Origin of the sequence: Streptomyces bauhiniae (genome assembly GCF_004784475.1) — a bacterium.
Taxonomy (GTDB): domain Bacteria; phylum Actinomycetota; class Actinomycetes; order Streptomycetales; family Streptomycetaceae; genus Streptomyces; species Streptomyces seoulensis.
Genome location: NZ_SRRT01000002.1, coordinates 738,362 through 764,017 on the forward strand (window position 1 = coordinate 738,362; position 25,656 = coordinate 764,017).

General features: G+C 72.1%; 20 protein-coding genes. 8 read left to right on the forward strand and 12 right to left on the reverse strand.

Annotated features, from left to right (window positions below; all coding sequences use genetic code 11):
- The first annotated feature begins 63 nt into the window (after nt 1-63).
- Nucleotides 64-1,485 carry an amino acid permease gene (locus E5083_RS08620; RefSeq protein ID WP_135784992.1) on the forward strand — a complete coding sequence of 474 codons (1,422 nt, stop codon included), beginning with the start codon at nt 64-66 and terminating at the stop codon, nt 1,483-1,485.
- Here E5083_RS08620 and E5083_RS08625 read toward each other — a convergent pair whose 3' ends face one another.
- A complete protein-coding gene (locus E5083_RS08625; protein ID WP_135784993.1) occupies nt 1,486-2,586 on the reverse strand; it encodes a CapA family protein in 1,101 nt (366 codons plus the stop codon). It abuts the gene before it with no gap.
- 228 nt (nt 2,587-2,814) lie between these two features.
- Between E5083_RS08625 and E5083_RS08630 the strand changes: the two genes are divergently transcribed.
- The 3 genes from E5083_RS08630 (at nt 2,815) to E5083_RS08640 (ending at nt 4,850) form a co-directional block, all read left to right on the forward strand.
- A complete protein-coding gene (locus E5083_RS08630; RefSeq protein WP_135784994.1) occupies nt 2,815-3,360 on the forward strand; it encodes a sigma-70 family RNA polymerase sigma factor in 546 nt (181 codons plus the stop codon).
- Nucleotides 3,361-3,496: 136 nt separating this feature from the next.
- Nucleotides 3,497-4,012, forward strand: coding sequence for a hypothetical protein (locus tag E5083_RS08635; protein ID WP_135784995.1), 516 nt, complete (start codon nt 3,497-3,499; stop codon nt 4,010-4,012).
- A gap of 184 nt (nt 4,013-4,196) precedes the next feature.
- On the forward strand, nt 4,197-4,850 hold the full coding sequence (locus tag E5083_RS08640) for a zf-HC2 domain-containing protein (protein ID WP_135784996.1): 654 nt from the start codon (nt 4,197-4,199) through the stop codon (nt 4,848-4,850).
- 4 nt (nt 4,851-4,854) lie between these two features.
- On the opposite strand, the gene E5083_RS08645 is transcribed toward E5083_RS08640, so the two are convergent.
- Both E5083_RS08645 and E5083_RS08650 read right to left on the reverse strand, forming a co-directional pair.
- The gene (locus E5083_RS08645; RefSeq protein ID WP_135784997.1) at nt 4,855-5,718 is read right to left on the reverse strand and encodes an Fpg/Nei family DNA glycosylase; all 864 of its coding nucleotides are present in this window, start codon (nt 5,716-5,718) and stop codon (nt 4,855-4,857) included.
- 42 nt (nt 5,719-5,760) lie between these two features.
- Complete coding sequence (locus E5083_RS08650; RefSeq protein WP_135784998.1) at nt 5,761-7,836, reverse strand: SpoIIE family protein phosphatase; 2,076 nt, start codon at nt 7,834-7,836, stop codon at nt 5,761-5,763.
- 191 nt (nt 7,837-8,027) lie between these two features.
- Here E5083_RS08650 and E5083_RS08655 point away from each other — a divergent pair, with 191 nt between their 5' ends.
- The 3 genes from E5083_RS08655 to E5083_RS08665 all read left to right on the forward strand — a co-directional run bounded on the left by E5083_RS08655 (nt 8,028) and on the right by E5083_RS08665 (nt 12,109).
- Nucleotides 8,028-9,440 (forward strand): lipase maturation factor family protein, encoded by a 1,413-nt coding sequence (locus E5083_RS08655; protein ID WP_135784999.1) that lies wholly within the window; start codon nt 8,028-8,030, stop codon nt 9,438-9,440.
- Nucleotides 9,441-9,528: 88 nt separating this feature from the next.
- On the forward strand, nt 9,529-10,887 hold the full coding sequence (locus E5083_RS08660) for an amidase (protein WP_135785000.1): 1,359 nt from the start codon (nt 9,529-9,531) through the stop codon (nt 10,885-10,887).
- Between the two features lie 289 nt (nt 10,888-11,176).
- On the forward strand, nt 11,177-12,109 hold the full coding sequence (locus E5083_RS08665; RefSeq protein ID WP_244317433.1) for a helix-turn-helix domain-containing protein: 933 nt from the start codon (nt 11,177-11,179) through the stop codon (nt 12,107-12,109).
- Nucleotides 12,110-13,273: 1,164 nt separating this feature from the next.
- On the opposite strand, the gene E5083_RS08670 is transcribed toward E5083_RS08665, so the two are convergent.
- The 8 genes from E5083_RS08670 to E5083_RS08705 all read right to left on the reverse strand — a co-directional run bounded on the left by E5083_RS08670 (nt 13,274) and on the right by E5083_RS08705 (nt 23,075).
- Complete coding sequence (locus E5083_RS08670) at nt 13,274-13,756, reverse strand: GNAT family N-acetyltransferase (RefSeq protein ID WP_135785001.1); 483 nt, start codon at nt 13,754-13,756, stop codon at nt 13,274-13,276.
- A gap of 53 nt (nt 13,757-13,809) precedes the next feature.
- The gene (locus E5083_RS08675; RefSeq protein WP_107030878.1) at nt 13,810-13,983 is read right to left on the reverse strand and encodes a hypothetical protein; all 174 of its coding nucleotides are present in this window, start codon (nt 13,981-13,983) and stop codon (nt 13,810-13,812) included.
- 297 nt (nt 13,984-14,280) lie between these two features.
- On the reverse strand, nt 14,281-15,804 hold the full coding sequence (locus E5083_RS08680; protein WP_135785002.1) for an SDR family NAD(P)-dependent oxidoreductase: 1,524 nt from the start codon (nt 15,802-15,804) through the stop codon (nt 14,281-14,283).
- Between the two features lie 147 nt (nt 15,805-15,951).
- Nucleotides 15,952-17,283 carry a wax ester/triacylglycerol synthase family O-acyltransferase gene (locus E5083_RS08685; protein ID WP_135785003.1) on the reverse strand — a complete coding sequence of 444 codons (1,332 nt, stop codon included), beginning with the start codon at nt 17,281-17,283 and terminating at the stop codon, nt 15,952-15,954.
- 147 nt (nt 17,284-17,430) lie between these two features.
- On the reverse strand, nt 17,431-19,749 hold the full coding sequence (locus E5083_RS08690) for a GH92 family glycosyl hydrolase (RefSeq protein ID WP_135785004.1): 2,319 nt from the start codon (nt 19,747-19,749) through the stop codon (nt 17,431-17,433).
- A gap of 124 nt (nt 19,750-19,873) precedes the next feature.
- Nucleotides 19,874-21,094, reverse strand: a complete 1,221-nt coding sequence (glgC, locus tag E5083_RS08695) for a glucose-1-phosphate adenylyltransferase (protein ID WP_135785005.1) — start codon at nt 21,092-21,094, stop codon at nt 19,874-19,876.
- 51 nt (nt 21,095-21,145) lie between these two features.
- A complete protein-coding gene (glgA, locus tag E5083_RS08700) occupies nt 21,146-22,297 on the reverse strand; it encodes a glycogen synthase (RefSeq protein ID WP_135785006.1) in 1,152 nt (383 codons plus the stop codon).
- 40 nt (nt 22,298-22,337) lie between these two features.
- Nucleotides 22,338-23,075: a (2Fe-2S)-binding protein gene (locus E5083_RS08705; RefSeq protein WP_135785007.1), complete on the reverse strand. Its 738-nt coding sequence runs from the start codon at nt 23,073-23,075 to the stop codon at nt 22,338-22,340.
- A 203-nt stretch (nt 23,076-23,278) separates the two neighbouring features.
- On the opposite strand from E5083_RS08705, the gene E5083_RS08710 reads away from it, so the two are divergent.
- A complete protein-coding gene (locus E5083_RS08710) occupies nt 23,279-24,280 on the forward strand; it encodes a DMT family transporter (protein ID WP_167513494.1) in 1,002 nt (333 codons plus the stop codon).
- 3 nt (nt 24,281-24,283) lie between these two features.
- Here the strand turns inward: E5083_RS08710 and E5083_RS08715 are convergent, their stop codons facing one another.
- Complete coding sequence (locus tag E5083_RS08715) at nt 24,284-25,492, reverse strand: transglycosylase family protein (RefSeq protein WP_135785008.1); 1,209 nt, start codon at nt 25,490-25,492, stop codon at nt 24,284-24,286.
- Nucleotides 25,493-25,656 lie beyond the last annotated feature (164 nt).

Genomic DNA, 25,656 nt, shown 5'->3' on the forward strand with positions numbered 1-25,656 from the left:
GGCCGCCCCTGAGCCATCATGATCCGCCGTCAGCCGTTTGCCGTCGGGGAAGAGGTGAGGCGTGTGGCCAAGATCCGTTCGGGTGAGGGGATTCTCCGTCGCAAACCCATTGAACACATCGAGGAGTCCGAGGCGGCCGAGGGCGGCCTGACCCGTTCGCTCGGCCTCTGGCAGCTCACCGCGATCGGGGTGGGCGGCATCATCGGCGCGGGCATCTTCACGCTCGCCGGCACGGTCGCCAACGGCAAGGCCGGGCCCGCGGTGCTGGTGTCGTTCCTGATCGCCGGCTTCGCGAGCGCCTGCGCGGCGCTGTCGTACGCCGAGTTCGCGGGCATGATCCCGAAGGCGGGGTCGGCGTACACCTACGGATACGCGGTGCTGGGCGAGTTCGTGGGCTGGTTCATCGGGTGGGACCTGCTGCTGGAGTACACCGCGATCGTGGCGGTGGTGGCCATCGGCATCTCCGGCTACTTCAGCTTCCTGGTCGAGGAGGCGGGCGCCGATCTGCCCGCGTGGATGCTGGGCGCGCCCGGCACCGGTTCGGGGCACCGGGTCGACCTGTTCGCGGCGGTCCTGTGTCTGCTGATCGCCTGGCTGCTGAACCTGGGCATGAAGAGCGCGGCCCGGTTCGAGACGTTCGTCGTGGCGCTGAAGGTGCTGGTGGTGCTGCTGGTGATCGCGGTGGGCTTCTTCCACATCAACACCGCGAACTACCACCCCTTCTTCCCCTTCGGCATCAGCGGCGCCTTCACCGGCGCGGCCACCGTGTTCTTCGCGGTGTTCGGCTACGACGCGATGTCGACGGCGGCCGAGGAGTCCAAGGACGCCCAGAAGCACATGCCGAAGGCGATCATCTACTCGCTGGTCATCTCGATGGTGCTGTACGTGGCGGCCTGCCTGGTGCTGACCGGTATGCAGAACTACAAGGACATCGACCCGGAGAGCGGCTTCTCCTCGGCCTTCAAGTCGGTGGGCCTCGGCGGCCTGGCCGACGTGATCGCGGTGGGCGCGATCATCGGCATCCTCACCGTGATGTTCACCTTCATGCTGGGCGTGACCCGCGTCTGGTTCTCGATGGCCCGCGACGGGCTGCTGCCGCGCTGGTTCGCCAAGACGCACCCGACCCGGCACGTGCCGACCCGGGTGACCTGGATCGTGGGCGTCGGGGCGGCCGCCATCGCCGGGTTCGTGCCGATCGGCGAGGCGGCCGAGCTGACCAACATCGGCATCCTGCTGGCGTTCGTGGTGGTGTGCGTCGCGGTGATCGTGCTGCGCTACCGCCAGCCCGACCTGCCGCGCGGCTTCCGCACCCCGCTGATGCCGTTCATCCCCGCGCTCGGCGCGCTGTTCTCGCTCTGGCTGGTGACCTTCCTGGAGTGGGAGACCTGGGTGCGGTTCGCCGTCTGGTTCCTGCTCGGCTGTGTCATCTACTTCGGCTACTCCTACCGGCACTCGGTGCTGGCCCGGCGCACGCCCGCCGAGTGATCACTGCCCCATGGTGAGCCCGGCCTTGGCCGCGCCCCGGCTCAGTACGGTGTTCCGTACCCGGTCGCGGGTGGCGGCGAGGTCGGCGCCCGCGGCGATGGCCCGGTTGACGTCGATGGCGCGGCCGGCGTCGAGGTCGTACACCTGGGGCAGGAACTCGGCGCGGCGCACCTCCCAGCGGGCGCCGGGCTTGGCAGGCGGGGCGAAGGTGAAGCGGGCGAGGGTGGACTCGTTGCCGCGCCACTCCCCCGAGCCGGCGCCGCCGTCCGCGATCTGGTCGCCCAGCCCGAAGACCACCCAGGTGCCGTTGACCTTCTCGTACGGCTGGGGCACCTGGGCGTGGTCGCCGAGGACGAGGTCGATGTCGGGGCGGCCGCCGGTCTTCGCGGCCGTGAGCTGCTTGGCGAGGGTGACCTGCCCGGCGTCCGGGGCGTCCTGCCCGGCGGAGCCCCAGGTGACGGAGAGCACGACCACGTCGGCGCCCGCCTTCCGGGCGGCCCGCGCGGCGGCGGCGATCCGGCCCGCGTCGGCCGGGTCCACCGCCCCGGACTGCCCGGTGGTGTCGTAGGCGTACGACAGATGGGCGACCTTGGCGGGGCCCGCGCGCAGCAGGGTGACGGTGCGGGCCTCGGTCTCGGTGCGGGAGGTCCCGGCGTGCCGTACGCCCGCCTGGTCGAGGGCGTTCAGGGTGCGGGTGATCCCGGCGCCGTCGGCCTGCGGGGAGGCGGTGGAGCAACTGTCGTAGCCGGTGGCGGCGAGGCCCTGGGCCAGCGGGGGCAGCGCGGTGACGGCCGGGTCGCCGTCGGCGCCCTGGACCGGCTCCAGGTGACACAGCGCCAGGTCGGCGCCGGACACGGCCGGCTGGGCCCCGGCGAGCATGGGGCGGAAGTCGTGCCCGCCGCCGGAGGCGTCGAAGCCCGCCCGGTCGGCGGCGGACGCGTACGGCTGGACACCACCGGCGGCGACGAGCGTGAAGCCCTTCCCGGCGCCCGGCGCGGGCTGTCCGGAGCCGGACCCGGCCCGGTCCTGATGCTGGCAGGCGGCCACCGCCGCGAGCACGGCGGTCAGCGCGAGGGCCACCTGGTGCCTGCGTCCGATCATCAACTCACCCCAGGGTCATCGGAGGGGACTTGTCGTATTGACAGACAAGCTCTGACGGGCATATGGGTATGAAGCTGACCAGCCGCGCAAACAGCCCCTAGCCCATCCGGTGCTGTCGGGCCCCTCGCCGACCGTTCGTCCGACCGTTCACCGAGCGCTGGCGACCGCCCGTCGCACCGGCGTGCGCGCGGGGTGTCGCCGGGGGGCGGGCTGCGCTGCCATACGGCCATGACGGCCGGGACCACTGCCCCAGGGACGACGACCGCCGAGCATGAACTCGCCGCGCTGGCGCGGGAGCACGGGCGGCCCCTCTTCGCGCTGCTGCTGCGGCTGAGCGACGGGGACCGGCAGCGCGCCGAGGACCTGGTGCAGGAGACCCTCGTCCGGGCCTGGCAGCACCCCGAGGCGCTGCGCGCGAAGAACTTCGCCTCGGCCCGCCCCTGGCTGCTGACCGTCGCCCGGCGCCTCGCCATAGACGCCCGGCGGGCGCGGCGGGCCCGGCCGCCGGAGGTGGTGGACGAGGTGCCGGAGAACGCGCGCGTGACAGCAGACCACGCCGAGCGGGCCGCCGCCGCGCTCGATGTGCGCGAGGCTGTGAAGACACTCACCCCGCACCACCGTGACGTACTGGTACTCGTGTACTTCCGCGGGGCCAGCGTGGCGGAGGCCGCGGAAATCCTGGGCATTCCAGCCGGTACCGTGAAGTCCCGCGCGTACTACGCACTGCGCGCCCTGCGCCAGGTTCTTCCGGGATACGCGACTGACCTGCGGTGAAACCGGGTGCCGGGTCAAGCCTCGGTAAAGCGCCTTGCCGTGACCCCCGTCGGGGCCATGAGCTGTCCTCATCCGTGTTCCGGGCGAGGGGGCCGGGTTCGGGCGACGCGCACGCACCGGAGGAAGGCAGGCAGGGATGCTCCACAGAGGTCACGAGAGCACGAGCGGCGCCGGCGGCGGTGAACTCACCGTCCCGATGGCCTGGTTCTACGCCGAGTACATCGCCGACGAGCTGCTGCGCACCGGCGATCTGATGCCACCGACGTCCTTCGAGTTCCGGGCGGGCCGGGACGCGCTGGCGCTCACCGTCTTCCTGTCCGACACCGAGGGCGAACTCTCCGGGGTCCGGGTCGTCTCGCAGTTGGAGACCTGGCTGTCGCTGACGGCGTACGACCAGCCGTGGCGGGAGTGGATCGGCGGGCGGATGGCCGAACTGACGGCAGAGGCAGCGGCATTGGACACTCCCGACCCGGACCTGGCGCTCGCGGGGGACGCCTGGCGCTGGCTGGAGGAGACCGAGCTGCTCGCGCCGGACCTGGACGCGGTGCCGGGCGGCGGCGCGGCCTGGGGCGAGGACGAGGGGCCGAAGGTGTGGACCCCGGCCTGGCGGCTCGGGCTGCCGCTGGGGCACCTGGCCATCCATCTGTTCTGAGCCCGCCCGGGGCACCGAACCCGGCACATTTTCCGGCCAGTTGGAACTCGGACCAATCCGGGGCCCCGGCCGCTCCGAATCCCCATCGGGTTTCTGCGTGCGGCTTGAGTGATTCCGGCGTCCGGTGCGTACCAATGGGTGCACCGCGTAACCCCACCCGCACCCATAGGCACGAGGATTCGGCATGAGGTCCCTGGAAAGGCATCGCGCCGTCGGCGCGTACGCGCTCGGCGTGCTGGACGAGGCGGAGACCTTCCGCTTCGAGGACCACCTCGCCGAGTGCCCCCGGTGCGCGACCGACGCGACCGAATTCGGCCCTACGGCACGGCAGTTGATGCTGTACCGGGAGGCCACGCCCGCCTTCGTGCCCGCGCTGGCCCAGCCCGGCCCCCGGCTGCTGGACCGGCTGCTCGGCGAGATCACCGTACGCCACCGCGCCCGGCGGCGCAGAGTCCTCTACGGGCTCGCCGCCTCGGTGGTGCTCGCGGTGGCCGGGCCCGCGGTGATGGCCTTCGCCGGGCACGGGCAGCCCGCGTCCCATGTCACGGCGGCGACCGATCCGGGCACCGGGGTGTGGGCGCGGGTCACCACCGAGGGCGAGCGCTGGGGCAGCGGGCTGCGGCTGGAGGTGCGGGACAGCGCCGGTCCGCACTCCTGCCGGCTGATCGTGGTCGGCCGGGACGGCTCGGAGCAGGTGGCGGGCGGCTGGAGCGTCGGCGCGCACGACGAGGGCACCACCCAGACCACGGCCGGCTCCTCGCTCGGCCCGGACGACATCGACCACTACGAGGTGCGCACGGACAAGGGCGAGCGGCTGGTGACCCTGCCCGCGCACTGACCGGTCACTTCAGCAGACGGGACAGCCTGCGGTCGGCCAGCGGCTTGCCGCCGGTCTGGCAGGTGGGGCAGTACTGGAGCGAGGAGTCGCTGAAGGACACCTCGCGGATGGTGTCCCCGCACACCGGGCAGGGCTCGCCGGTACGGCCGTGCACCCGCAGCCCGCTCTTCTTCTCCGCCTTCAGCCGCCCGGCCGCGATCCCGCGCGAGCGCTCGACCGCCTCGGTAAGGGTGGTGCGCAGCGCGGTGTAGAGGCGGGAGGTCTCCTCGGGGGTGAGGGAGGCAGCCAGCTTGAACGGGGACATCTTCGCCGCGTGCAGGATCTCGTCGCTGTAGGCGTTGCCGACCCCGGCGATCAGGGACTGGTCCCGCAGCGCGCCCTTGAGCTGGCGCCGCTCGCTCTTCAGCAGCCCCGCGAAGCGCTCCTCGTCGAAGTCGTCGGCCAGCGGGTCGGGGCCCAGCCGGGCGATCCCCGGCACCTGGACCGGGTCGCGCACCACATACACCGCGAGCCGCTTCTGCGTGCCGGCCTCGGTCAGGTCGAAGCCCTCGCCGCCCTCCAGCGCCACCCGGAGCGCCAGCGGGCCCTTGCCGGGGCGCGGCGGGGCGTCCGGCACGGGGTCACGCCAGTGCAGCCAGCCCGCGCGGGCCAGGTGGGTGACCAGGTGCAGGCCGCCGTCGCTCTCGAGGTCCAGGAACTTGCCGTACCGGCGCACGGCCGTGATCTCGGTGCCCTCCAGGGCGGTGACCGGCGGGTCGTAGGTCTTCAGCACGCTGATGGCGAGCGGCTGCACGCGGGTCACCCGGCGTCCGGCCAGGTGCTCGGTGAGGAAGTCCTTCAGCGCTTCTACCTCGGGCAGTTCCGGCATGTGTCCAGGGTGCCACCGGCGGGGCGCGGTGACAGGCGGCGGTCAGCCGTCCGGGTTCATCCGGAACTCGCACCACACGGCCTTGCCGCCGCCGCGCGCCTCCACGCCCCAGGCGTCGGCCAGCATGTCGACCAGGAGCAGCCCGCGCCCCGAGACGCCGTCGTCCTGCGGTTCGCGGCGCCGGGGCAGCGCGCTGGAGGAGTCCTCCACCTCGACCCGCAGCCGCCGCTCGCCGCCGGTCAGCAGGCGCAGGGTGACGGTCGCGGAACCCTCGGTGTGCATCAGCGCGTTGGTGATCAGCTCGTCGGCGACGAGTTCGATCTCGTCGGCCCGCTCCCCGGCGCCCCAGGCCCGCACCTCGGCGCCGATGAGGTGCCGGGCGCGGGTGAGGGCGTCGGGGTCGCCGGGGGCGACGTGCTGGCGGAGGCGGCCGCGCGCTCCGGGCTCCTCGGGCTCCCGGCGGCGCAGCAGGAGCAGGGCGACGTCGTCCTCGCCACCGCGTTCCTCGGCCATCGCGATCAGGCGCCCGGCGAGTTCGCGTACGTCGTCCGGGCCCTCGGCGAAGAGGTCGGCGAGGTCGCGCATGCCGTCGTCCAGGTCGGCGCCGGGCTGTTCGACCAGGCCGTCGGTGCAGAGCAGCAGGGTGTGGCCGGGGTCCAGCTCCAGGGTGGCGACGGGGTACTCCAGGCGGCCGAACTCGGCGGACAGACCGAGCGGGAGCCCGCCCTCCAGGTTCAGGCGCCGGGTGGTGCCGTCGGCGTCCCGGAGCAGGGGGTCGAGGTGGCCGGCGCGGACGACCTGGACGACGCCGGTGGTCAGGTCGGCCTGGGCGTAGAGGCAGGTGGCGAAGCGGTCGGTGTCGAGTTCGTCGAGGAAGACGGAGGCGCGGGCCATCACGGTGGCCGGGGTGTGCCCCTCGGCGGCGTAGGCGCGCAGCACGATGCGGAGCTGGCCCATGACGGCGGCGGCGTGGGTGTCGTGGCCCTGGACGTCCCCGATGACGGCGCCGACCCGGCCTCCGGGCAGCGGGATCAGGTCGTACCAGTCGCCGCCGATGTCCCGGCCGAGAGCGGCGGCGCGGTAGCGCACGGCCACGTCGGCGCCCCGGACGCTGGGGATGGTGCGGGGCAGCATCGCCTGCTGGAGGCCCTGGGCGAGGTCCTTCTCCTGCTCGTACAGCATGGCGCGCTGGAGGCTCTGGGCGATGCTGCTGCCGAGGGCGACCAGGACCGCGCGTTCCTCGGCGGAGAAGCCGCGCCGGTCGCTGTAGAGCAGGCCCATGGCGCCGAGCGGGCGGGCCTGGGCGATCAGCGGGAGGTAGGCGGCGGAGGTGATGTGCAGCTCGGTGATGTGCGGCCAGAGGATCGGGTACTCCTCGGCGAACTCCTCCGGCGACTCGATGAAGCGGGGGACGAGGGTGCGCACGACCTCGCTCATCGGGTAGGGCTCGTCGATCCGGGTGATGCGGGTGCCGGGTACGAAGCTCTCGGTGGGCCCCTCCGCGACCAGCCGGATGCGGCCGGCCTCCACCAGGCCGATGACGACGCTGGCGGCGCCGAGGTGGCGGATGCCGTGGGTGTCCTTGAGGGCGTCGATGACGTCCTGGACGCTGCGGGCGTGGGCGAGCGCGGCGGAGACGGCCTCCACGATGCCGGCCTGCTGGCGGAACGCCTCCTCCTGCGCGGTGCGCGGGGCGCGGGCGGGGCTGTCGGCGAGTTCCCTCGTGGCGTCGCGGACCAGGCCGACGACCCGGCGCGGGCGGCCGGAGCCGTCGCGGCGGATGGCGCCCTGGCTGTGCGCCCAGCGGATGGCGCCGTCGCGGCGGCGGATGCGGAAGTAGGCGCCGTAGGTCTCGCTGCCGTCCTTGATGGCGCGGGCGACCGCCGCGTCCAGCCGGGCCGCGTCCGGCGGGGGGACCCGGACGGCCAGGGAGGTGGCCCGGCCGTCGTATTCCTCGGGGCGCAGGTCGAAGATCTCGTGGGCCCGGGCGTCCATGTGGAACAGGCCCGCGTCCAGGTCCCAGTCGAAGCTGCCCATGTGGTTGAGCGCCAGGATCGTGTCCGGGGCGGCGGGCCGGTTCTCCGGGAGTGACAGGGCACTCGCACCCCGATCAGCCATGGGGCCACCTTGCCAGCAAATGTCCGAATCTTCGAGTGGGGCGTGGCAGGGTGTGCCCGCCCGGCCCGTACGGGTTATGCGGGCCGGGTTATGCGGGCCGGGCGACGCGGTACACGGAAGACCGGGCGGACGCGACGGGTGGGGAGCGGCCCCGGCCGGGCGGCCGCCGTGGAGGCAGGAGTACGAGCGCGATGGAGTGGTTCACCGCCCCCGACTACTGGCTGAGCCGGCTGGTGCTCCAGCGCGGGCTGGCCGCGCTCTATCTGGTGGCGTTCCTGGCGGCGGTACGCCAGTTCCGGCCGCTGCTGGGCGAGCGCGGGCTGCTGCCCGTACCGCGCTATCTGGCGCGGGTGCCCTTCAAGGAGTCGCCGAGCCTGTTCCACGCGTACTACTCGGACCGTTTCTTCGCCGGGTGCGCCTGGGCGGGGTGCGCGGTGTCGGCGGCGCTGCTGGCGGGGGCGGACTCCCTGCTGCCGCTGTGGGCCGGGATTCTGCTGTGGCTGGTGCCGTGGGTGCTGTACCTGTCGATCGTGAACGTGGGGCAGACCTGGTACGCGTTCGGCTGGGAGACCCTGCTGCTGGAGGTCGGCTTCCTCGCGGCGTTCCTCGGCAACGACGAGGTGGCGCCGCCCGTGGTGGTGCTGTTCCTGCTGCGCTGGGTGCTGTTCCGGGTGGAGTTCGGCGCGGGGCTGATCAAGCTGCGCGGGGACGCCTGCTGGCGCAAGCTCACCTGTCTGGACTACCACCACGAGACCCAGCCGATGCCGGGCCCGCTGAGCTGGTTCTTCCACCATCTGCCGAAGCCCCTGCACCGGGTGGAGGTGGCCGCCAACCATGTCACCCAACTCGTCCTCCCGGTGCTGCTGTTCACCCCCCAGCCGATCGCCTCGGCAGCCGCCGCGCTGATGATCGTGACCCAGCTCTGGCTGGTCCTCTCCGGGAACTTCTCCTGGCTGAACTGGATCACCATCGTCCTCGCCCTGTCCGCGCTCCGGCTCCCCACCGACGCGCCCGCCGCGCCCGCCGCGCCCCTCTGGTACGAGGTGCTGGTGCTCGCGGTCGGCGTGGTCCTGCTGGCGCTCAGCTCCCGCCCGGTGCTCAACATGGTCTCCCGGCGCCAGGTGATGAACCGCTCCTTCGACCCGCTGCGCCTGGTCAACACCTACGGCGCGTTCGGCAGCGTCAGCCGGCACCGCTACGAGGTGGTGATCGAGGGCACCGACGACGAGCGCCCGAGCGAGGACGGCGACTGGCGGGAGTACGAGTTCCACGGCAAACCCGGCGATCCCCGGCGCTGGCCGCGCCAGTTCGCGCCCTACCATCTGCGGCTGGACTGGCTGATGTGGTTCGCCGCGCTGTCGCCCGCGTACGCCGGGGACTGGTTCGGCAGGCTGGTGGAGAAGCTGCTGGAGGACGACCGCGACACCCTGCGCCTGCTGCGCCGCTCCCCCTTCCCGCCCGGCGCCCCGCCCCGCTTCGTCCGGGCCCGCCTCTTCCGCTACCGCTTCACCACCTGGCGCGAGCTGCGCGAGACGGGCGCCTGCTGGGAACGCACCTACGTACGGGACTTCCTGCGCCCGACCCGGCTCAGCGGCACCCGGTGAACCGCCCCCTCTCGACGCCGGGCGCGGGAGCGGGCACAGTGCTGCCGTGCGCGCCGTCCGCGCGCCTTTGAGTCCCCGAGGAGTGCACGTGAGTTCGTGGGTCGGCCGTACGGCCGCCGAGATCGCCGCCGCCGTCCGCGAGAAGCGGGTCACCCCCAGGGAGGTGGTGGCGGAGCATCTGGCGCGGATCGCGGAGCTGGACGGGCGGGTCGGCGCCTTCCGCACCGTGCGCGACGAAGCGGCCCTGGCGGAGGCGGACGAGGTCGGCGTCCGCCCGGACCTGGCCGAACTCCCCCTGGCGGGCGTGCCGGTGGCGGTCAAGGACAACCTCGGCGTACGCGGCGAGTCCACCCGCAACGGCTCCGCCGCGACCCCGGACACCCCGGCCGCCGAGGACCATGTGACGGTGGCCCGGCTGCGCGCGGCGGGTGCGGTGGTGGTCGGTCTGACCAACGTGCCCGAGCTGTGCGTGTTCGGCACCACCGAGGGCGTGTACGGCACGGCCCGCAGCCCGTGGGACCTCACCCGCACGGCGGGCGGTTCCTCCGGGGGCAGCGCGGCGGCGGTCGCGGCCGGCCTGGTCCCGCTGGCGCTCGGCAACGACGGCATGGGCTCGCTGCGCATCCCGGCGGCCGCCTGCGGCCTGGTGACGCTGAAGCCGGGCCACGGCGTGGTCCCGGCCGACATCGGGCACGGCGACTGGTTCGGCATGTCGGAGAACGGCCCGCTGGCCACCACCGTCGAGGACCTGCGCCTGATGCTCGCCGTCCTCGCGGAGACCGCGTTCCCGGCGCCGGGAGAGCGCACGCCCCGCCGTATCGCGGCCGCCGTACGCAGCCCGCTGGCCGGAGTCACGGTGAGCGAGCCGTTCCGCACGGCGGTCCGGGAGGCGGCGGGCCTGCTGAACGGCGCCGGGCACACCGTACGGCGGGCCGAGCCGCCCTACCCGCTCGACCTCGGCCTGACCGCGCTGCGCCACTGGACGGCCGGTACGGCGGTGGACTCGGCCGAGCTGGACCCGGCCCGCCTCGCCCCCCGCACCCGTACGCACGCGGCCATCGGCCGGCGCTTCGTCCGCTCGGTCCGCACCGGCGACGCCCGCGACCGGCTCCGCGCCCGCCTGCTGCCGTTCCTCACCGAGTACGACGTGCTGCTCACCCCGGCCCTGGCCCGCCGCTCCCCCGCCGCCGCACCCTGGCACCAGCGGAGCTGGGCCGCCAACGTGGCCGTGAACACGGCCAGTTCACCCTTCACCCCGGTCTGGAACCTGACCGGCTGGCCCGCGATGTCGGTCCCCTTCGGCGCCCTGCCGACCGGCGCCCCGGCCGCCGTCCAACTCGTCGGCCGCCCGGGCACGGAGGCGGACCTCCTGGCGGTGGCGGAGGACCTGGAACGCCTGCGCCCGTGGGCGCGTCTGGCGCCGCTGCACCAAGAAGCCGACCGTTAGGCAAGTACGACTTGGCGAGTCACCGTTAGCCGATGTGCGCGGTTCAGATTGTGGACGGTGCGGCACTCACGGCCTTGGCGTGCAGCCAACCATTCGCTCACCCACTACCACCGGGCGGTTGCTGACTCACAAGCCACTCCTACTTGACAGTTGGCAGTGGCCGCGATCTATACCCTGCCGAGCAGCTCCAGAGGTGAGTTTCCTCGATTTCGTCTCCTGAAAATGCGGTAGCAGGCACTATGTGCGCCAGGAGGGCGTCACACTTAGTCCAAGGCTTCAAGGAGCGCGGGTGGCCGAGCAGTTGCCAAGCGCCGCAGAACCTGACGACGGTAGCGGCCAGAAGACAAAGCGTAAAGGGACGGTGCGCTACCTTCAGGATGAGCCAGCTCCTCGCGCGGCGCGCATGGTACTCGGCAGCGCTCTGCGCCGTTGCCGGGAGGCAGTCGGCTTGAGCCTGGGAGAGGCGGCGGCGCGGCTTGGGGGCTCAGCCTCAAAGGTGAGTCGGATCGAATCAGGCTTGTTTTCCCCGAAGCACCAGGATCTGCCGAAATTCTTCGCACTGTACAAGATCACAGATACTACAGAACAGACGCAGTTACGCGATTTGGTCTCGGACGCCCAACGATCCCCCTGGTGGCAACCCTGGTCGACGGTCACTCCAAAATACCTGCAAGCAGTCGTAAGCTTCGAAGATATGGCCACCCGCATCAGGTCCTACGAACCCATTTACCTGCATGGCTTGCTACAAACTCCCGAGTACACCCGCGCGCTGGTGGAGCGGGGCCGCGGGTCGGCGATCGTCCATGATGAGGTAGTACAGTTCCGCGCTATGCGCCGACAGCGATTCGACGCAGCGCCGGACAAGAATTTTCTCTGCATCGTTGACGAATCCTCGCTGATGCGTCCTGTCGGATCCGCTGACATCATGCGCAAGCAACTGGAACACTTGGCCGCGCTGACGTTTCATCCTCGCATTCAGCTTCGCCTCGCCCCCCTGTACGACTACGAAGCATCTGTCGAAATCGGACCAACAACCCTTTTCGATTTTGGGCGACGTCTCCCAACGATCGCCTTCGCGGAGGGGTACGACGGAGGCCTGTTCATCGAGGACGAGCGGGGAGTGGACATCCGCACGAAGGCGTTCGACCTGCTAGCCGCCCGTTCATTAGGTCCTCACGCAATGAGACGGCGACTACGACACATGGCCACCCGTTTTCGATGATCTCGACCCACCGCGCTCATGACCTTTACAACGTCGGCATGGCGAAAGATCGCGCGATCACCGACGGCCCCTCGACTCGGCGTCCGCCGAGTCACTAAGACGCCGGCACCACCCCGATCTAGATCTAGTCCAGGCTGGCGGACTGCAAGAAATCTGCGACTTCCACCCGGCGCAGCACATCTGAGTCGAAGGCCCCAATGTTCAAATCCGGGGAGTGGTCAATCAAGCGACCCCAAGACACTCTTACCGCACACGCACGTCACGCATGACGCAAGTCTCCGCAGGGAGGCTAGTCAGGCCACGGAGATGCGTCAACCCTGCACTAGGGACCGCTTACAGGGCGATTCACCATCGGCGACCGACTTTGATCAACTGTGCCAGCTTATCCGCCATTAGCAACCACAGTGCGCTCTCAGGACACAGGAAACCGTCCAGGTGTGCACATTGTCACCGAACCCCCAGCAGTGGCGGCAATAATGCAATTGCATTTCCAGGCCCTCGCAGACAGGGCTGACGGATGCCGGTGTCACCAGTTGAGGTCATGGACTTGCCTGGCCGGTGATTCACCGACAGCACAGGCAGCGCGGTGTTCACGTGGACCCTGCGCGACCGGCGTTCGGCATACATGTCGAGCGGCACCGGGCCCCGGTGGAGTGCTTGCGGCCTTACACCGGGGCCCGTTCCCACGACCCCTAGAAGGAAGCCGCGATGATCCCCTCCCCTAGGCCAAGGCGCCATAAACCGCGCCATGCACGCCAGCGTCGCACTCATCTGATCCGCCCGTGCCCGATCTGCATCATTGAGGCGCTTGAATCTGCCAGCAGGACCGTCGGACAGTTGCTCTTCACCCACCAGTCGAATCTTTGGATCCACATCGGAGCGAGTACCTGCCTCTTACTGCTGCATGTCACGGGACAGAGGTGCCCCCACGCCCCCCATCACTGTGACCCGACCCGCTAGGACTACCTCGTAAGCGATTTTGCGCAGCGATGATCCCGACCGCTTGAGGCATGGTCACGGGTGCATCCGGCGCGGTCAATGCTGCGGCTGGCAGACGACGGCGTCGGCTTGTCTGCTCGTCATTGCGGTCACCTTCGCAGGGGTTGTGCCTCTGTCGGCAGAGCCGCCCGATGAGATCCTCCCGATCAGCCGACCAAACGACGCCTAGAGCTCCCTGTACATAATGTGCAGCCCCACCCTGCCGTCGCGGGGGTGGTCGAAGGCGTTCGGGATCGTGCCGAGGATGGTGAAGCCCAGGGAGGTCCAGAGGCGGACGGCGGGGTTGGTCTCTACGACGGCGTTGAAGACCATCGCGCGGTAGCCCCGGGCCTTCGCCTCGGTGAGGAGGTGCTCGGCGAGCGCCCGGCCGGTGCCCCGTCCGGCCCGGTCGGGGTCGACCATGAAGCCGGCGTTGGCGACGTGCGCGGCGGGGCCGCCGTAGTTCGGGGTGAGGTAGGCCGAGCCGAGCAGGGTGCCGTCGGCGTCCTCGGCCACGTACACCCGTTTGGCGGGGCTCATCCAGAGGGCGCGGGCGGCTTCCTCGGGGGTGCCGGGGTCCCAGGTGTAGGTGTCACCGGCGGCGACGATGCGGTGCCAGACGGGCCAGATCCGGGGCCAGTCACCGGCCCCGGCTTCTCTGATCAGCATGGGCGCGAGTCTGTCACGCCCATGCGCCCGACAATCGCGGGGTACGGAAGGGGTCAGTCCACGCTGGGCAGGATGTGGGGCTCGGCGAGGTCGTCCTCGTAGCCCGCCAGGCGGATCGGGGCGGAGCGAGCCCACACGTCCAGGCTGCCGAGTTCTCCGGGCCTGCGGCGGGAACGCTCCGTGCGTTCGTCGGGGCCCTGTTCGCTGGTCGTCTTCTCCGGTGTCACCGCGCACTCCTTATGTGTCGGATCACCCTGGGGGGCGTCCCGGACCTCCAGATTAACCAAATGAGCGGACCCGCGCTCGATAGGGAGTGCAAACAAGACGTAACTTCCGGCCGCCCGCCGCCCCCTCAATCCCCCTTAATATGGGGCCGTTTACCGCAAAGCGCATCCGCTGCGGGGGCCGCCGGTTCACTCACTCGGCCCAGTCATGCGTCTGCCCGGCCGATGCCCCGTCATACGACGGCGCGGCACCGGACCGAGGTCCGATGCCGCGCCGTCAGGTACGGGAGGGCGGTCGCGTCACCACTTGCCGGGCGCGTAGTCCTTCATGAAGACGCCGTACAGGTCCTCGCCCTGCTCGCCGCGCACGACCGGGTCGTACACGCGGGCCGCGCCGTCGACCAGGTCCAGCGGGGCGTGGAAGCCCGCCTCGGCCAGGCGGAGCTTGTCGTAGTGCGGGCGCTCGTCGGTGATCCAGCCGGTGTCGACCGAGGTCATCAGGATGCGGTCGGTGTCGAACATCTCCTGGCCGCTGGTCCGGGTCACCATGTTCATCGCGGCCTTGGCCGCGTTGGTGTTGGGGTGCCCGGCGCCCTTGTAACCGCGGGCGAAGACGCCCTCCATGGCGGAGACGTTCACGACGTACGCGCGCCCCTTGGCGGCCTGCTTCGCGGCGGCGGCCATGGCCGGGCGGAGCTTGCTGATCAGGATGAACGGCGCCGTGTAGTTGCAGAGCTGGGTCTCCAGCAGCTCCACCGGGGAGATCTGCTCGATGGACTGCACCCAGGTGTTGGTGTCGACCACGTCGGGCAGCAGGCCGCCCGCGTCGATCGCGGTGCCGTCCAGGTGCCGGGCGACGCTGGCGTTGCCCGCGACCAGGGCCAGGTCGGCGACCTTCTGGGCCTCCAGGCCGCTGGTGCCGACGGGCAGCGCGGCCAGTCCGTCGACCGCGCCGGAGTTGAAGGCGCCGATCACCTGGTGGGCGGGCAGCTCACCGGCGGGCAGCGGGGCGCTCTCGCCGTCGACCAGCGCGGCATACGCGGAGGGCAGCCGGCGTACGGTCTGCGTCGCGTTGTTGATCAGGATGTCCAGCGGGCCGGCCTCGGCGACCCGGTCCGCGAGGGCGACGACCTGGGCCGGGTCGCGCAGGTCGATGCCGACGACCTCCAGGCGGTGCAGCCAGTCCGCGGAGTCCTCCATCGCCTTGAAGCGGCGGATGGCGTCCTTGGGGAACCGGGTGGTGATCGTGGTGTGGGCGCCGTCGCGCAGCAGCATCAGCGCGATGTACATGCCGATCTTGGCGCGGCCGCCGGTGAGCAGGGCGCGCTTGCCGGTGAGGTCGGCGCGGGCCTCGCGGCGGGCGCGGTTCTCGGCGGCGCAGCCCTGGCAGAGCTGGTGGTAGAAGTAGTCGACCTCGGTGTACCGCTGCTTGCAGATGTAGCAGGAGCGGGGGCGCTGGAGTATGCCCGCGATCCGGCCGGCCTCGATCTTGGAGGTGGGCAGGATGCCCTCGGTCTCGTCGTCGATGCGCTCGGCGGAGCCGGTGGCGGTGGCCTCGGTGACCGAGCGGTCGTGCGCGGTCTTGGCGGCCCGGCGCTCCTGGCGGCGGCGCTGCTTGACCGTGCGGTAGATGTGCGAGGTGGCCCGGCGGACCTGGATGGCGTCGGGGTGGTCGACGTCGATCCGGTCCAGCTCCTCCAGCACGCTCAGGCAGACGGCCAGGCGCTCGGGGTCGATACCCGGCCCGTACACCATCTCGTCCGTGGACACGGAGCCCGTGGACACCGCGTCCGTGGACGCCGTGCCGTCCTCTGTCACCGTCATCGCGCTGCCGCTTCCCTGGTCACCCGCGCGGGGGCATGGGCGCGCCCGCTGTCGGCCGGGGAATTTTACGGAGCGCCCGGCCCCTGGACCAAACCCGCACCGGTGGCGGGCCGCCCGGGGGCCGGGAACGGCCCCTGACGACAGGGGTCAGACCTCGCAGGCTGTGAGGAGGGTCTCCATCTCGGCGGTGAGCGCGCGGGCCAGGACGTCGAGGTCGGGCACCGCGCGGGCGTCGGCCACGAGCCCGTAGTGGACGCGTCCCCGATAGGTGGAGATCGCCACCGCGAGGGACTGGCCGGGGGCGAGCGGGGCGAGCGGGAAGACCTCGGCCAGCTCGTGCCCGCCGAGCTTCAGGCCGATGCCGGGCAGCGGGACGCTGGTGACGAGGATGTCGAACCAGAGCCGCGCCGCCTGTCCGACCAGCGGCCCGCCGAGCCGGTGCCCGAGCGCCGGGACGTGGTCCGCGAGCAGGGCCACGGCACCGGCGCCCCGGTCGGCGCCCGCGTCCTTGTTGCGGACCATCGCCGCACGCACCGTCTCCAGCCGGGCCAGCGGGTCGGGGTCGGCGACCGGCAGCCGCATCAGGTACCCGGAGAGCCGGTTGCCCTGGGGCTGGGCGGTGCGCGGGCGGCGCCGGGAGACCGGGATGAGGGCGCGCGGGGCGACGCCTTCGGTGCCGTCACCGCGCTCGTCCAGCCAGCGGCGCAGGGCGCCGGCGACGACCGCGATCAGTACGTCGTTGACGGTGCCCCCGGCGCTCTTCCTGACCCGGTGCACGTCGTCGATGTCGAGCACGGCCCCGGCGGTGCGGCGGGTGCCGCTGGGGGCGGAGGTCAGGGCGGGGGCGGGGCGCATGCCGAGGGTGGAGCGGGTCAGCGAGGCGCCGATGTCCAGGGCCCGGCCCAGGTCGGAGACGGCGCCTCTGACCAGGTCGGGGACGCGGCCGGGCAGCGCGCGCACCTCGGAGAGCAGGCCGGGCCGGGGCTCGGCGGGGCGCGGGGCGCGGTCGGGCAGGTCGACGGGGTCGAGCAGGGAGGCGGCCAGCTTCAGGGCGCGCAGGCCGTCGGCGAGGGCGTGGTGGAACTTGAACAGCACGGCGAAGGACACGCCGTCCGCGCCGGGCAGGACGTGCGCCTCCCACGGCGGCCGCCCGCGCCGCAGCGAGCGCTGCATGAGCCGTCCCGCCATGCCGTGGAAGTCGTCGGTGGGGGCGTGCAGCCGTACGTGGTCCAGGGGGTCGAAGTCCGGGACGGGCTCGCGGGTGGCGCCGCCGAAGGCGAGGGGCTGCCAGACGTCGCGGATGCGCATGCGCAGGCCGGGGACGGCGGCGGCGCGGGAGGCCAGCAGGTCGGCGGCGTGCGCCCCGGCGGTGGGTGACTGGGTGGCGAAGACGCCGAGCGCGCCGAGGTGCATGGGGTGCCGGGCGGACTCCATGTTCCAGAAGGCGAGGTCGAGCGGGGCGAGCGGATCGGAAGTCAAGGGCGTGCCTCGCGTCGTCGACGGGTGGGCTTTCCCCCGAGTCAATCCCCGAACCCCGATTACGGTCAAGTGCGATCAGGTTACGCACAGTTAACAACGGATAAAGTCCCGCCCCCGGAGGAGGGCGGGACTCGGCAGACCCTCAGGTCACCTGAGTGCCGGGGGCGCCGCCTGCGGTCCGGTGCCCCACTCGGACGGGCGCGGGCCGACCGTGAACGCGAGCGTCCGCAGCGAGCGCAGGGCGCGGGTGGTCAGGTAGGTGCGGTCGTGCGCGGTGCGGTCGGTACGGACGCCCTGGATGTAGCGGTCGGCCGCCGAGGTGCCGGGGGCGGTGACGGTGAGGGCGCCGGTGGGCCAGTACCGGCGGTCCAGGGTGAGGTTGACGCGGTCGAAGACGGGGGTGGACAGGCCCCAGGTGTCGTAGCCGGGCTGGACCGGGAAGACGCCGATGGAGGAGAGCACGTTCCAGGCGGACATCGTGCCCAGGTCGTCGTTGCCGGTCATCCCGGTCGGCCCGTCCGTGAACAGGGTCAACGCGGCGTGCACCACGTCCGTCGTCTTCCACGGCTGCCCGGTGGAGAGGTAGGTGTAGGGCGCGATCAGGTCGGGCTCGTTCTGCGGGTTGTACTTGTCGGCGTCGTAGTAGTCGTACGCGTTGCCGTGCACCCACACCTGGCGGGCGGTGGTCCCGGGGTCGGCGAGGAGCTTGTCGTAGGCGAAGAAGGAGTCCAGGCGGCGTTCGGCCGCCTGCTTGCCGCCGATCAGGCCGATCATGCCGGGGAGGTCCTGGGGGACGAGCCACTGGTACTGCCAGGACGTTCCCTCGTGGAAGCCCACGCTCTTGGCCGGGTCGGCCGGTCCGGTGAAGGCGCCGGAGGCGTCGCGGGCGCGGAAGAACCCGGTCGTGGGGTCGAAGACGTTGCGGTAGTTCCGGGACCGGGCGGCGTAGCGGTCGGCGTCGTCCGGGTGGCCGAGGGCGCGGGCCATCTGGGCGAGCATGGCGTCGGAGAGGGCGTACTCCAGGGTGACGGAGCCGCCGAAGTGGTAGTCGGAGTCACCGTTCTTGGCGTACGGGCGCCCCTTGATGTACGGCGCGAACCCGTGGGCCAGGTACTCGGCGTTGGACTCCCGGCCGACGCCGGGATGGGCGGCGGGCGGTACGCCGTCGGCGTTCTTCTTCAGCGCCCGGTAGGCCCGGTCCTCGAAGCCCCTCAGCAGGCCGAGGTGGAAGGCGGTGGTGAGGAAGGGGGTCACCGGGTCGCCGGTCATGATGTTGGTCTCGACGGGCCCGTATCCCCACTTGGGCAGCCAGCCGCCGTCCTCGTCGATTTGGACGACCGAGCGGGCCATGTCGCGGGCCTCGCGCGGGGCGAGCAGGGCGAGGAGCTGGGCCTGAGTGCGGTAGGTGTCCCACAGGGACCAGTTCTGGTAGTAGGTGAACCCCTGGGCGCGGTGCGGTTTCTGATCCCAGCCCAGATAGCGGCCGTCGGCGTCGCTGCCGATGTTGGGCGCGAGGAACGAGCGGTACAGCGAGGAGTAGAAGGTGCGCCGCAGCGCCGGGTCCCCGCCCTGCGCCCGGACGGTCGAGAGCCGCCTCTCCCACGCCTGGCGGGCCCGTCGGCGCACGGTGTCGAACGAAGTCCCGCCCTCGGCGCGCAGGTTGGCGGCGGCGCCGCGCGCGTCGACGTACGACAGCGCGGTGGTCGCCTCGACCGTACGGTCCTGGGTGGTGTCGAAGCGGACGTACGCCCCGCCCGTCCCGCTCCGCGCCCCGGCGGTGACCGCGCCGGAGTCCCAGGTGCCGTAGGCGGTGAAGGGGCGGCTGAACCGGGTGACGGTGTACACGGTGTACGGGCCGGTGTCCCGGCAGAAGCCGTGGCCGGAGATCTTGGTGCGCACGGTGCGGTCGTCGAGGATCTCCACCTCGGCGCCGCCCGGCTTGTGCAGCGACTGGGCGGCGTTGAGCAGGACGTTGGCCTGTTTCGTGGCCGGGAAGGTGTAGCGCTGGACGCCGGTGCGGGCGGTGGCGGTGAGTTCGGCGCGGATGCCGGTGCCGAGGCCGACGCGGTAGTAGCCGGGGCTCGCCTCCTCGTCGTCGTGGGAGAAGGCGGCGGCGTAGCGGGCGTTGTCGGTGGCGGTGACCTCGCCGGTGGTGGGCAGTACGGGCAGGTCGCCGCCGATCGGGCAGCCGACACCGGAGACATGGACCAGGGAGAAGCCGCGGATGTGGTCCTGGGTGTGGTCGTAGCCCGTTCTGTGCCCGGTGTCCGGGGAGAGCTGCACCATGCCGAACGGCACGGCGGCGCCCGGGAAGGTGTTGCCCTCGTTCTGGGTCCCGATGAACGGGTTGACCAGATCGGTGAGGTGGCCGTCGGACGGTACGGCGGCGCGGGCCGGGGTGGCGGCCAGCGCGGACGCTGCCATCACCCCGGCCAGGCACAGCCGGGTGCGCCGGGTCCCTCTCATGTCGGATGACCTCCGCTGGTTCGACGTCGTTGCCTGCATCGTGCGGGGCGAACGGCGTGAACTCGGGCATCCGGGACGGTTCGCGGGCGGCGCGTCGCGGGGGCGGCCGGTCGGTGGCGGCGGGTCAGGTGACGAGCTGGCCCTTGCCCAGGGCGATGACGCCGCTCTGGGAGACGGTGTACAGCTCGGCGTCGCGGTCGGGGTTGACCCCGATGGTCGCGCCGGGCGGGACCTCCACGTTCTTGTCCAGCACCGCGTTCCGCACCACCGCGCCCCGGCCGACCCGCACATTGTCGTGCAGCACCGAGCCCTGGACGACCGCGCCGGGGTCGACGCGCACGCCGGGCGAGAGCACCGACCGGCTGACCTGGCCGCGGATCAGGCAGCCGGCGCTGATGATGGACTCGCTGGCGATGCCGCCCGCGCTGAACCGGGCCGGGGAGAGCTGGTTGGAGTGGGTGTAGATGGGCCACTGGGTGTTGTACAGGTTGAACGCGGGCCGCTCGGCGATCAGGTCCATGTGGGACTCGTAGTACGCGTCGAGGGTGCCGACGTCCCGCCAGTAGCCCTGGTCGCGGGTGGTCTCGCCGGGGACGTGGTTGTCGTGGAAGTCGTAGAGCTGGGCCTCGCCGCGGCCGGTGAGCTGGGGCAGGATCGAGCCGCCCATGTCGTGCGCGGACTGCTCGTCCTCGGCGTCCCGCTGGAGGGCCTCGATGAGGACCTTGGTGGTGAAGATGTAGTTGCCCATGGAGGCGAAGACGCTGTTCGGGTCGTCGGGCAGGCCGGGCGGGTCGGCAGGCTTCTCCAGGAAGCGCTGCACCATGCGGCCGTCCGAGCCCGGTGTGATCACGCCGAACGACGAGGACTCCGCGCGCGGCACCCGGATTCCGGCGACGGTGACGCCCGCGCCGCCCTCGATGTGCTGGCGGAGCATCTGCCGGGGGTCCATGCGGTAGACGTGGTCGGCGCCGAACACCGCGACGTACTCGGGCTGTTCGTCGTGGACCAGGTTGAGCGACTGGAGGATGGCGTCGGCGCTGCCGAGGTACCAGCGCGGGCCGAGGCGCTGCTGGGCGGGGACCGGGGTGACGTAGTTGCCCAGCAGGCTGGACATCCGCCAGGTGGTGGTGACGTGCCGGTCCAGCGAGTGCGACTTGTACTGGGTGAGCACGCAGATGCGCAGCACGTCGGCATTGACCAGGTTCGACAGCACGAAGTCGACCAGCCGGTAGGTGCCGCCGAAGGTGACCGCGGGTTTGGCCCGGTCCGTGGTGAGCGGCATCAGCCGCTTGCCCTCACCGCCGGCCAGCACGATCCCGAGAACCGAAGGACCTCCTCGGCGCATGGCGCCTCCCCTCCCCTTGGTTGATCACACTGATGCCCTGGTGGGCGGCGGCTAAGCCTGCTTGCGGATCTCCTCGTACAGTCCCGCCGTGCGCCGGGCCACCGCGTCCCAGCCGAACTCGCCCACCGCGCGGGCCCGTCCGGCCTCCCCCATCCGCCGCGCGGCCGCCGGGTCGGCGAGCACGGAGTCCAGAGCGCGGGCGAGGCTGCCCTCGAAGTCGCCGTCGGTGTCGACGAGGAGCCCGGTGCTGCCGTGGTCGACGACCTCCGGGATGCCGCCGACGCGGGAGGCGACGACCGGGGTGCCGCAGGCCATGGCCTCCAGGTTGACGATGCCGAGCGGCTCGTAGACCGAGGGGCACACGAACACGGCCGCGTGGCTGAGGAGTTGGACGACCTCGGCGCGCGGCAGCATCTGCGGAATCCAGAACACCCCCTGCCGCACGGCACTGAGTTCCTGGAAGCGGTCCCGGAACTCCCGGTCGATCTCCGGGGTGTCGGGGGCACCGGCGCAGAGCACGACCTGGGTGTCGCGGTCGATCTCCCTGACGGCGCGCAGCAGTTGGGGCACACCCTTCTGCCGGGTGATGCGGCCGACGAACAGCACGTACGGCCGCTCCGGGTCGATGCCGTGCCGGCGCAGGGCCTCGGTGCCGGGGTCGGGGCGGTACAGGCGGGTGTCGATGCCGTTGTGCACGACGTGCACGCGGTCCGCGTCCAGCGCGGGGTAGCAGGCGAGGATGTCGTCGCGCATGGCGCCGGACACGGCGATCACGCCGTCCGCCGACTCGATCGCGGTGCGCTCGGCCCAGCTCGACAGGGCGTATCCGCCGCCCAGTTGCTCGGCCTTCCAGGGGCGCAGCGGCTCCAGCGAGTGCGCGGTCGTCACGTGCGGGATGCCGTAGAGCAGCTTGGCGAGGTGGCCGGCGAGGCCCGCGTACCAGGTGTGGGAGTGGACGAGGTCGCTGCCCTGGAGGGAGGCGGCCATGGAGAGGTCCACGGAGAAGGTGCGCAGGGCGTCGTTGGAGCCGTCGAGCACGGGCCACGGGCGGTGCCGTACGACGCCGACGCCTCGGCCCTCGCCCCAGCAGTGCACCTCCAGGTCCACGAGTCCGGCCAGCTCGCGGGCGAGGAACTCCACATGGACGCCCGCACCGCCGTACACGTCCGGGGGGTACTCACGCGTCAGCAGTCCCACTCGCACCCGGTAACCCCTAGCGTTGTGGCGGCAGTTCCCTTCATGGTCACCCAGAAGCGGCGCGCGGGGAAGAGCCCGGCGGTCGGCTGAAGCAGCAGTCCCCGCAGACGCCCCCGCCGGGGACCCGGTAGTAGAGGCAGCAGCTCCGGCGGCGGAACCTCGTGCCGGAGCGGATTCCGGTGTCGCGCAACAAGGCGTGTGTGAAGAGGGAGTTGGTGAGGTGGGCCGCCCTTTCGGCGACCTCTGTACGGGAGTTGAGGCGGGCCCACTGGTCCAGTTGCCGGGCCGCTCCGGCGAGGGCGGAGGCGGCGTTGCCCCACAGCAGGCCGGGGGCGACCCCGTACCGGCGGGTCAGGGCTTCCCCCAGGGGCTCCAGATGCGCGTGCAGCACGGTGCCGGCGAGGGTGCCGGGGTCGCCGGGCAGCGGGCGGACCTCGGTCAGCCAGAGGTCGTCGGGGGCGGTGGCGGCGGCGTCCCAGCGCAGCAGGCGCGGGTCGAGGTCGGGCACCTGGCCGTACAGCGCGGCGCAGGCGAGCGCGGCCGACCAGAGCCGGGCGGCGAGGCCCTGCTGGGCCAGGGAGGCGCAGACGCGGGGCTCCCGCACGCCGAGCCGGTCCGCGACCACGGCGACCCGGTCCGCGAGGGCGTCGCTGTGAACGCCCGTCAACTGCCCCGCGTATGTCTGGTCGAGAGGAGGCGCGCTCAGGTCCGCCGGGGCGCCGGTGCGCAGGACGAAGAAGCCGCCGAGCGGGCGCAACGCGGTGAGGCCGGGATCGAGTTCCACGGTCAGCACTTCTACCAGTCCCCGGGAAGACGGATGTCCGGTCACCCGCCTCGGGGATGATTGGCGCGCCCTCGTACTCCATCGGCAGTAGGACGCATCGCGTGCTCAGGGACGACGACTATTCGGGCGCGAGCGGGCAGAGTGTCCGGCATGGAAGCCGACCGTGCCCCGAGCCGGGCCCGCCTGCCGCGAGGGAGCCGCAGATGAGCGCCCTCGCGTTGTCCGTGCTGCTGTCCTTCGTCTCCGCCGTCGCGTACGCGGGCGGTGCCGTCGTGCAGGAGCGCGTCGCGGACTCCTGCTCCGGTGAGCGGTTCGCGCCGCTGCGCAGGCCGGGGTGGTGGGCGGCACTCGGGCTGAACGGCCTCGGCGGGGTGCTGCACGTCGTGGCGCTGGCCTTCGGCCCGCTGAGCCTGGTCCAGCCGCTGGGCGCGCTGACCATCGTGTTCGCGCTGCCCATGGCGGCGCTGTTCGTCGGCCGCAAGGCCGGGACGACCGCGTGGCGCGGCGCGGTGATGGCGACGGCCGGGCTCGCGGGCCTGCTCTCGCTGGTCGGCGCCTCCGACGCGGGCTCGCTGGGCCCGGCGCAGCGGACGGCGCTGGCGCTGGTGACGGGCGGTGCGATCGTCGCGCTGATGGTGGCCGCGCGGGCCGCGCACCGGCACCCGGCGGTACGCAGCGTGCTGCTGGCGACCGGCGCGGGCGCCGCGTTCGGCATGTCCTCGGTGTTCACCAAGACGGTCGCCGTCGACTGGAGCGCGGGCGCCGGCCTCGCCGGACTGCCGTCCCTCGGGGTGATCGCCGTGCTCTCGGCGGCCGGGGTGTTCCTCTCCCAGTCGGCCTACCGGGACGGCGGACTCGCCGCGCCCCTGGCCACGCTGACCGTGGTCAACCCGGTGCTGGCCGCCGTCGTCGGCATCGTCCTGTTCGGCGAGACCTTCCGCCACGGCACCACGGGCACGGTCCTGGCGCTGGGCTGCGCGGTGGTGACGGGCGGCGGGCTGATCCTGCTGACGACGGAGCGGCTGGGCGGACCGGCGGCCCGGAAGCCCCCTGCGGACACCGGGCGCGTACCGGGGGCGAGGTGGCCGGTGGACCCGTCCGCCCCGGTGCTCACGTCGGTGGACGCCGAGCCCGTAGCGGAGGGGGCCGACGGGGACACCCCCGCCGACCCCCGCTCCCTGCCCGATGTCCCCTTGTGCGCCTGACCGTCAGAGCCGGGCGCCGTGCGCCCGGAGGTAGGCGACCGGGTCGACGTCGCTGCCGAAGCCGGGCCCGGTGCGCACCTCGAAGTGCAGGTGGGGACCGGTGACGTTGCCGGTCGCGCCGGACCGGCCGAGGCGCTGGCTGGCGCTCACGCTCTGCCCGGACCGCACGGAGATCGCGGAGAGGTGGGCGTACTGCGAGTAGCGGCCGTCGCTGTGCCGTACGACGACCTGATAGCCGTACGAACCGCCCCAGCCGGCCGAGACCACCAGGCCGTCGGAGATGGCATGGACCGAGGTGCCGGTGGGCACCAGGAAGTCGACGCCGGTGTGATAACCCTTCGACCAGTGTGAGCCGGCCGTGCGGTAGCTGGTGCCGATGGAGGCGTGCACGGGGGCGACGACGGTGTGGCCGGACTGGCTCGAAGACGTCTTGTGCTCGGTGGCGGCTTTGCGCTGCGGCTTCGGCGCGGCCTTCTTCTCGGTCTTCTCAGTGTTCTTGGTGTTCCGCGGCTGCGTCCGCTGCTTCGGCGCGGCCGTGACGGGCGCCTTGGCGGCGCCGTGCAGGCTGAGCCGCTGGCCGGGGACGATCAGGTCGGGGTCGGCGCCGATGACGGTGCGGTTGTCCTCGTAGAGGCCGCGCCAGCCCTCCGGTACCCGGTGCTCCCCGGCGATGCCGGACAGCGTGTCGCCGTGCACCACGGTGTACATCTCGGCGCGGCCGGCGCGGGACTGCGGAGTGGTCTGCGGCCGTACGTCCTGGGCGGCGGCGGGTCTCGCCTTGGTAGCCGACCTGGCCGGATGGCTCGGCGCGCTCTCGACGTGGGGCGCGTTCCCGCCGCGGGCGAGTCCGGCGCGCGGGCCGCAAGCGGGCCAGGCGCCGGGGCCCTGGCCGTCGAGGACCTTCTCGGCGACGGCGATCTGCTGCGCCCGCGTGGCCTGGTCGGCGCGGGGCGCGTACCGGGTGCCGCCGTATGCCTCCCAGGTGGAGCGGGTGAACTGGAGGCCGCCGTAGTAGCCGTTGCCGGTGTTGATGCTCCAGTTGCCGCTGGACTCGCAGGCCGCGACCTTGTTCCAGGTCGAGGCGTCCGCCGCGTCCGCCGTACCCGCCGCGACCAGCGGGATGGCGAGTCCGGCGCCGCCGGCGGTGACGGTGAGTGAGGCGCGGTTGATCCTGCTCGGCTGGTACCGGCGATGCCGGCCGCGTACGGCCATGGTCCGAAATCCCCTCGACATGCGTCAGGAGGGGCAAAAGTAAGCGCCGGGAACAGGCCAGGACAAGAGCGGAATCCGGCCTGTCATGGGTTCAAGTGGCTGAGGACGGGCGTTGGTTGAGGTCGGAGCTTTCCGGCAGCCCGTGAAGTGAGCCGGGACGGGTA

Coding starts and splice junctions, on each gene's coding strand:
- E5083_RS08625 (WP_135784993.1), bottom strand. CDS start 2,586: ATGATCGGACGCAGGCACCAGGTGGCCCTCGCGCTGACCGCCGTGCTC.
- E5083_RS08630 (WP_135784994.1), top strand. CDS start 2,815: ATGACGGCCGGGACCACTGCCCCAGGGACGACGACCGCCGAGCATGAA.
- E5083_RS08635 (WP_135784995.1), top strand. CDS start 3,497: ATGCTCCACAGAGGTCACGAGAGCACGAGCGGCGCCGGCGGCGGTGAA.
- E5083_RS08640 (WP_135784996.1), top strand. CDS start 4,197: ATGAGGTCCCTGGAAAGGCATCGCGCCGTCGGCGCGTACGCGCTCGGC.
- E5083_RS08645 (WP_135784997.1), bottom strand. CDS start 5,718: ATGCCGGAACTGCCCGAGGTAGAAGCGCTGAAGGACTTCCTCACCGAG.
- E5083_RS08650 (WP_135784998.1), bottom strand. CDS start 7,836: ATGGCTGATCGGGGTGCGAGTGCCCTGTCACTCCCGGAGAACCGGCCC.
- E5083_RS08655 (WP_135784999.1), top strand. CDS start 8,028: ATGGAGTGGTTCACCGCCCCCGACTACTGGCTGAGCCGGCTGGTGCTC.
- E5083_RS08670 (WP_135785001.1), bottom strand. CDS start 13,756: ATGCTGATCAGAGAAGCCGGGGCCGGTGACTGGCCCCGGATCTGGCCC.
- E5083_RS08680 (WP_135785002.1), bottom strand. CDS start 15,804: ATGACGGTGACAGAGGACGGCACGGCGTCCACGGACGCGGTGTCCACG.
- E5083_RS08690 (WP_135785004.1), bottom strand. CDS start 19,749: ATGAGAGGGACCCGGCGCACCCGGCTGTGCCTGGCCGGGGTGATGGCA.
- glgC (WP_135785005.1), bottom strand. CDS start 21,094: ATGCGCCGAGGAGGTCCTTCGGTTCTCGGGATCGTGCTGGCCGGCGGT.
- E5083_RS08710 (WP_167513494.1), top strand. CDS start 23,279: ATGAGCGCCCTCGCGTTGTCCGTGCTGCTGTCCTTCGTCTCCGCCGTC.
- E5083_RS08715 (WP_135785008.1), bottom strand. CDS start 25,492: ATGGCCGTACGCGGCCGGCATCGCCGGTACCAGCCGAGCAGGATCAAC.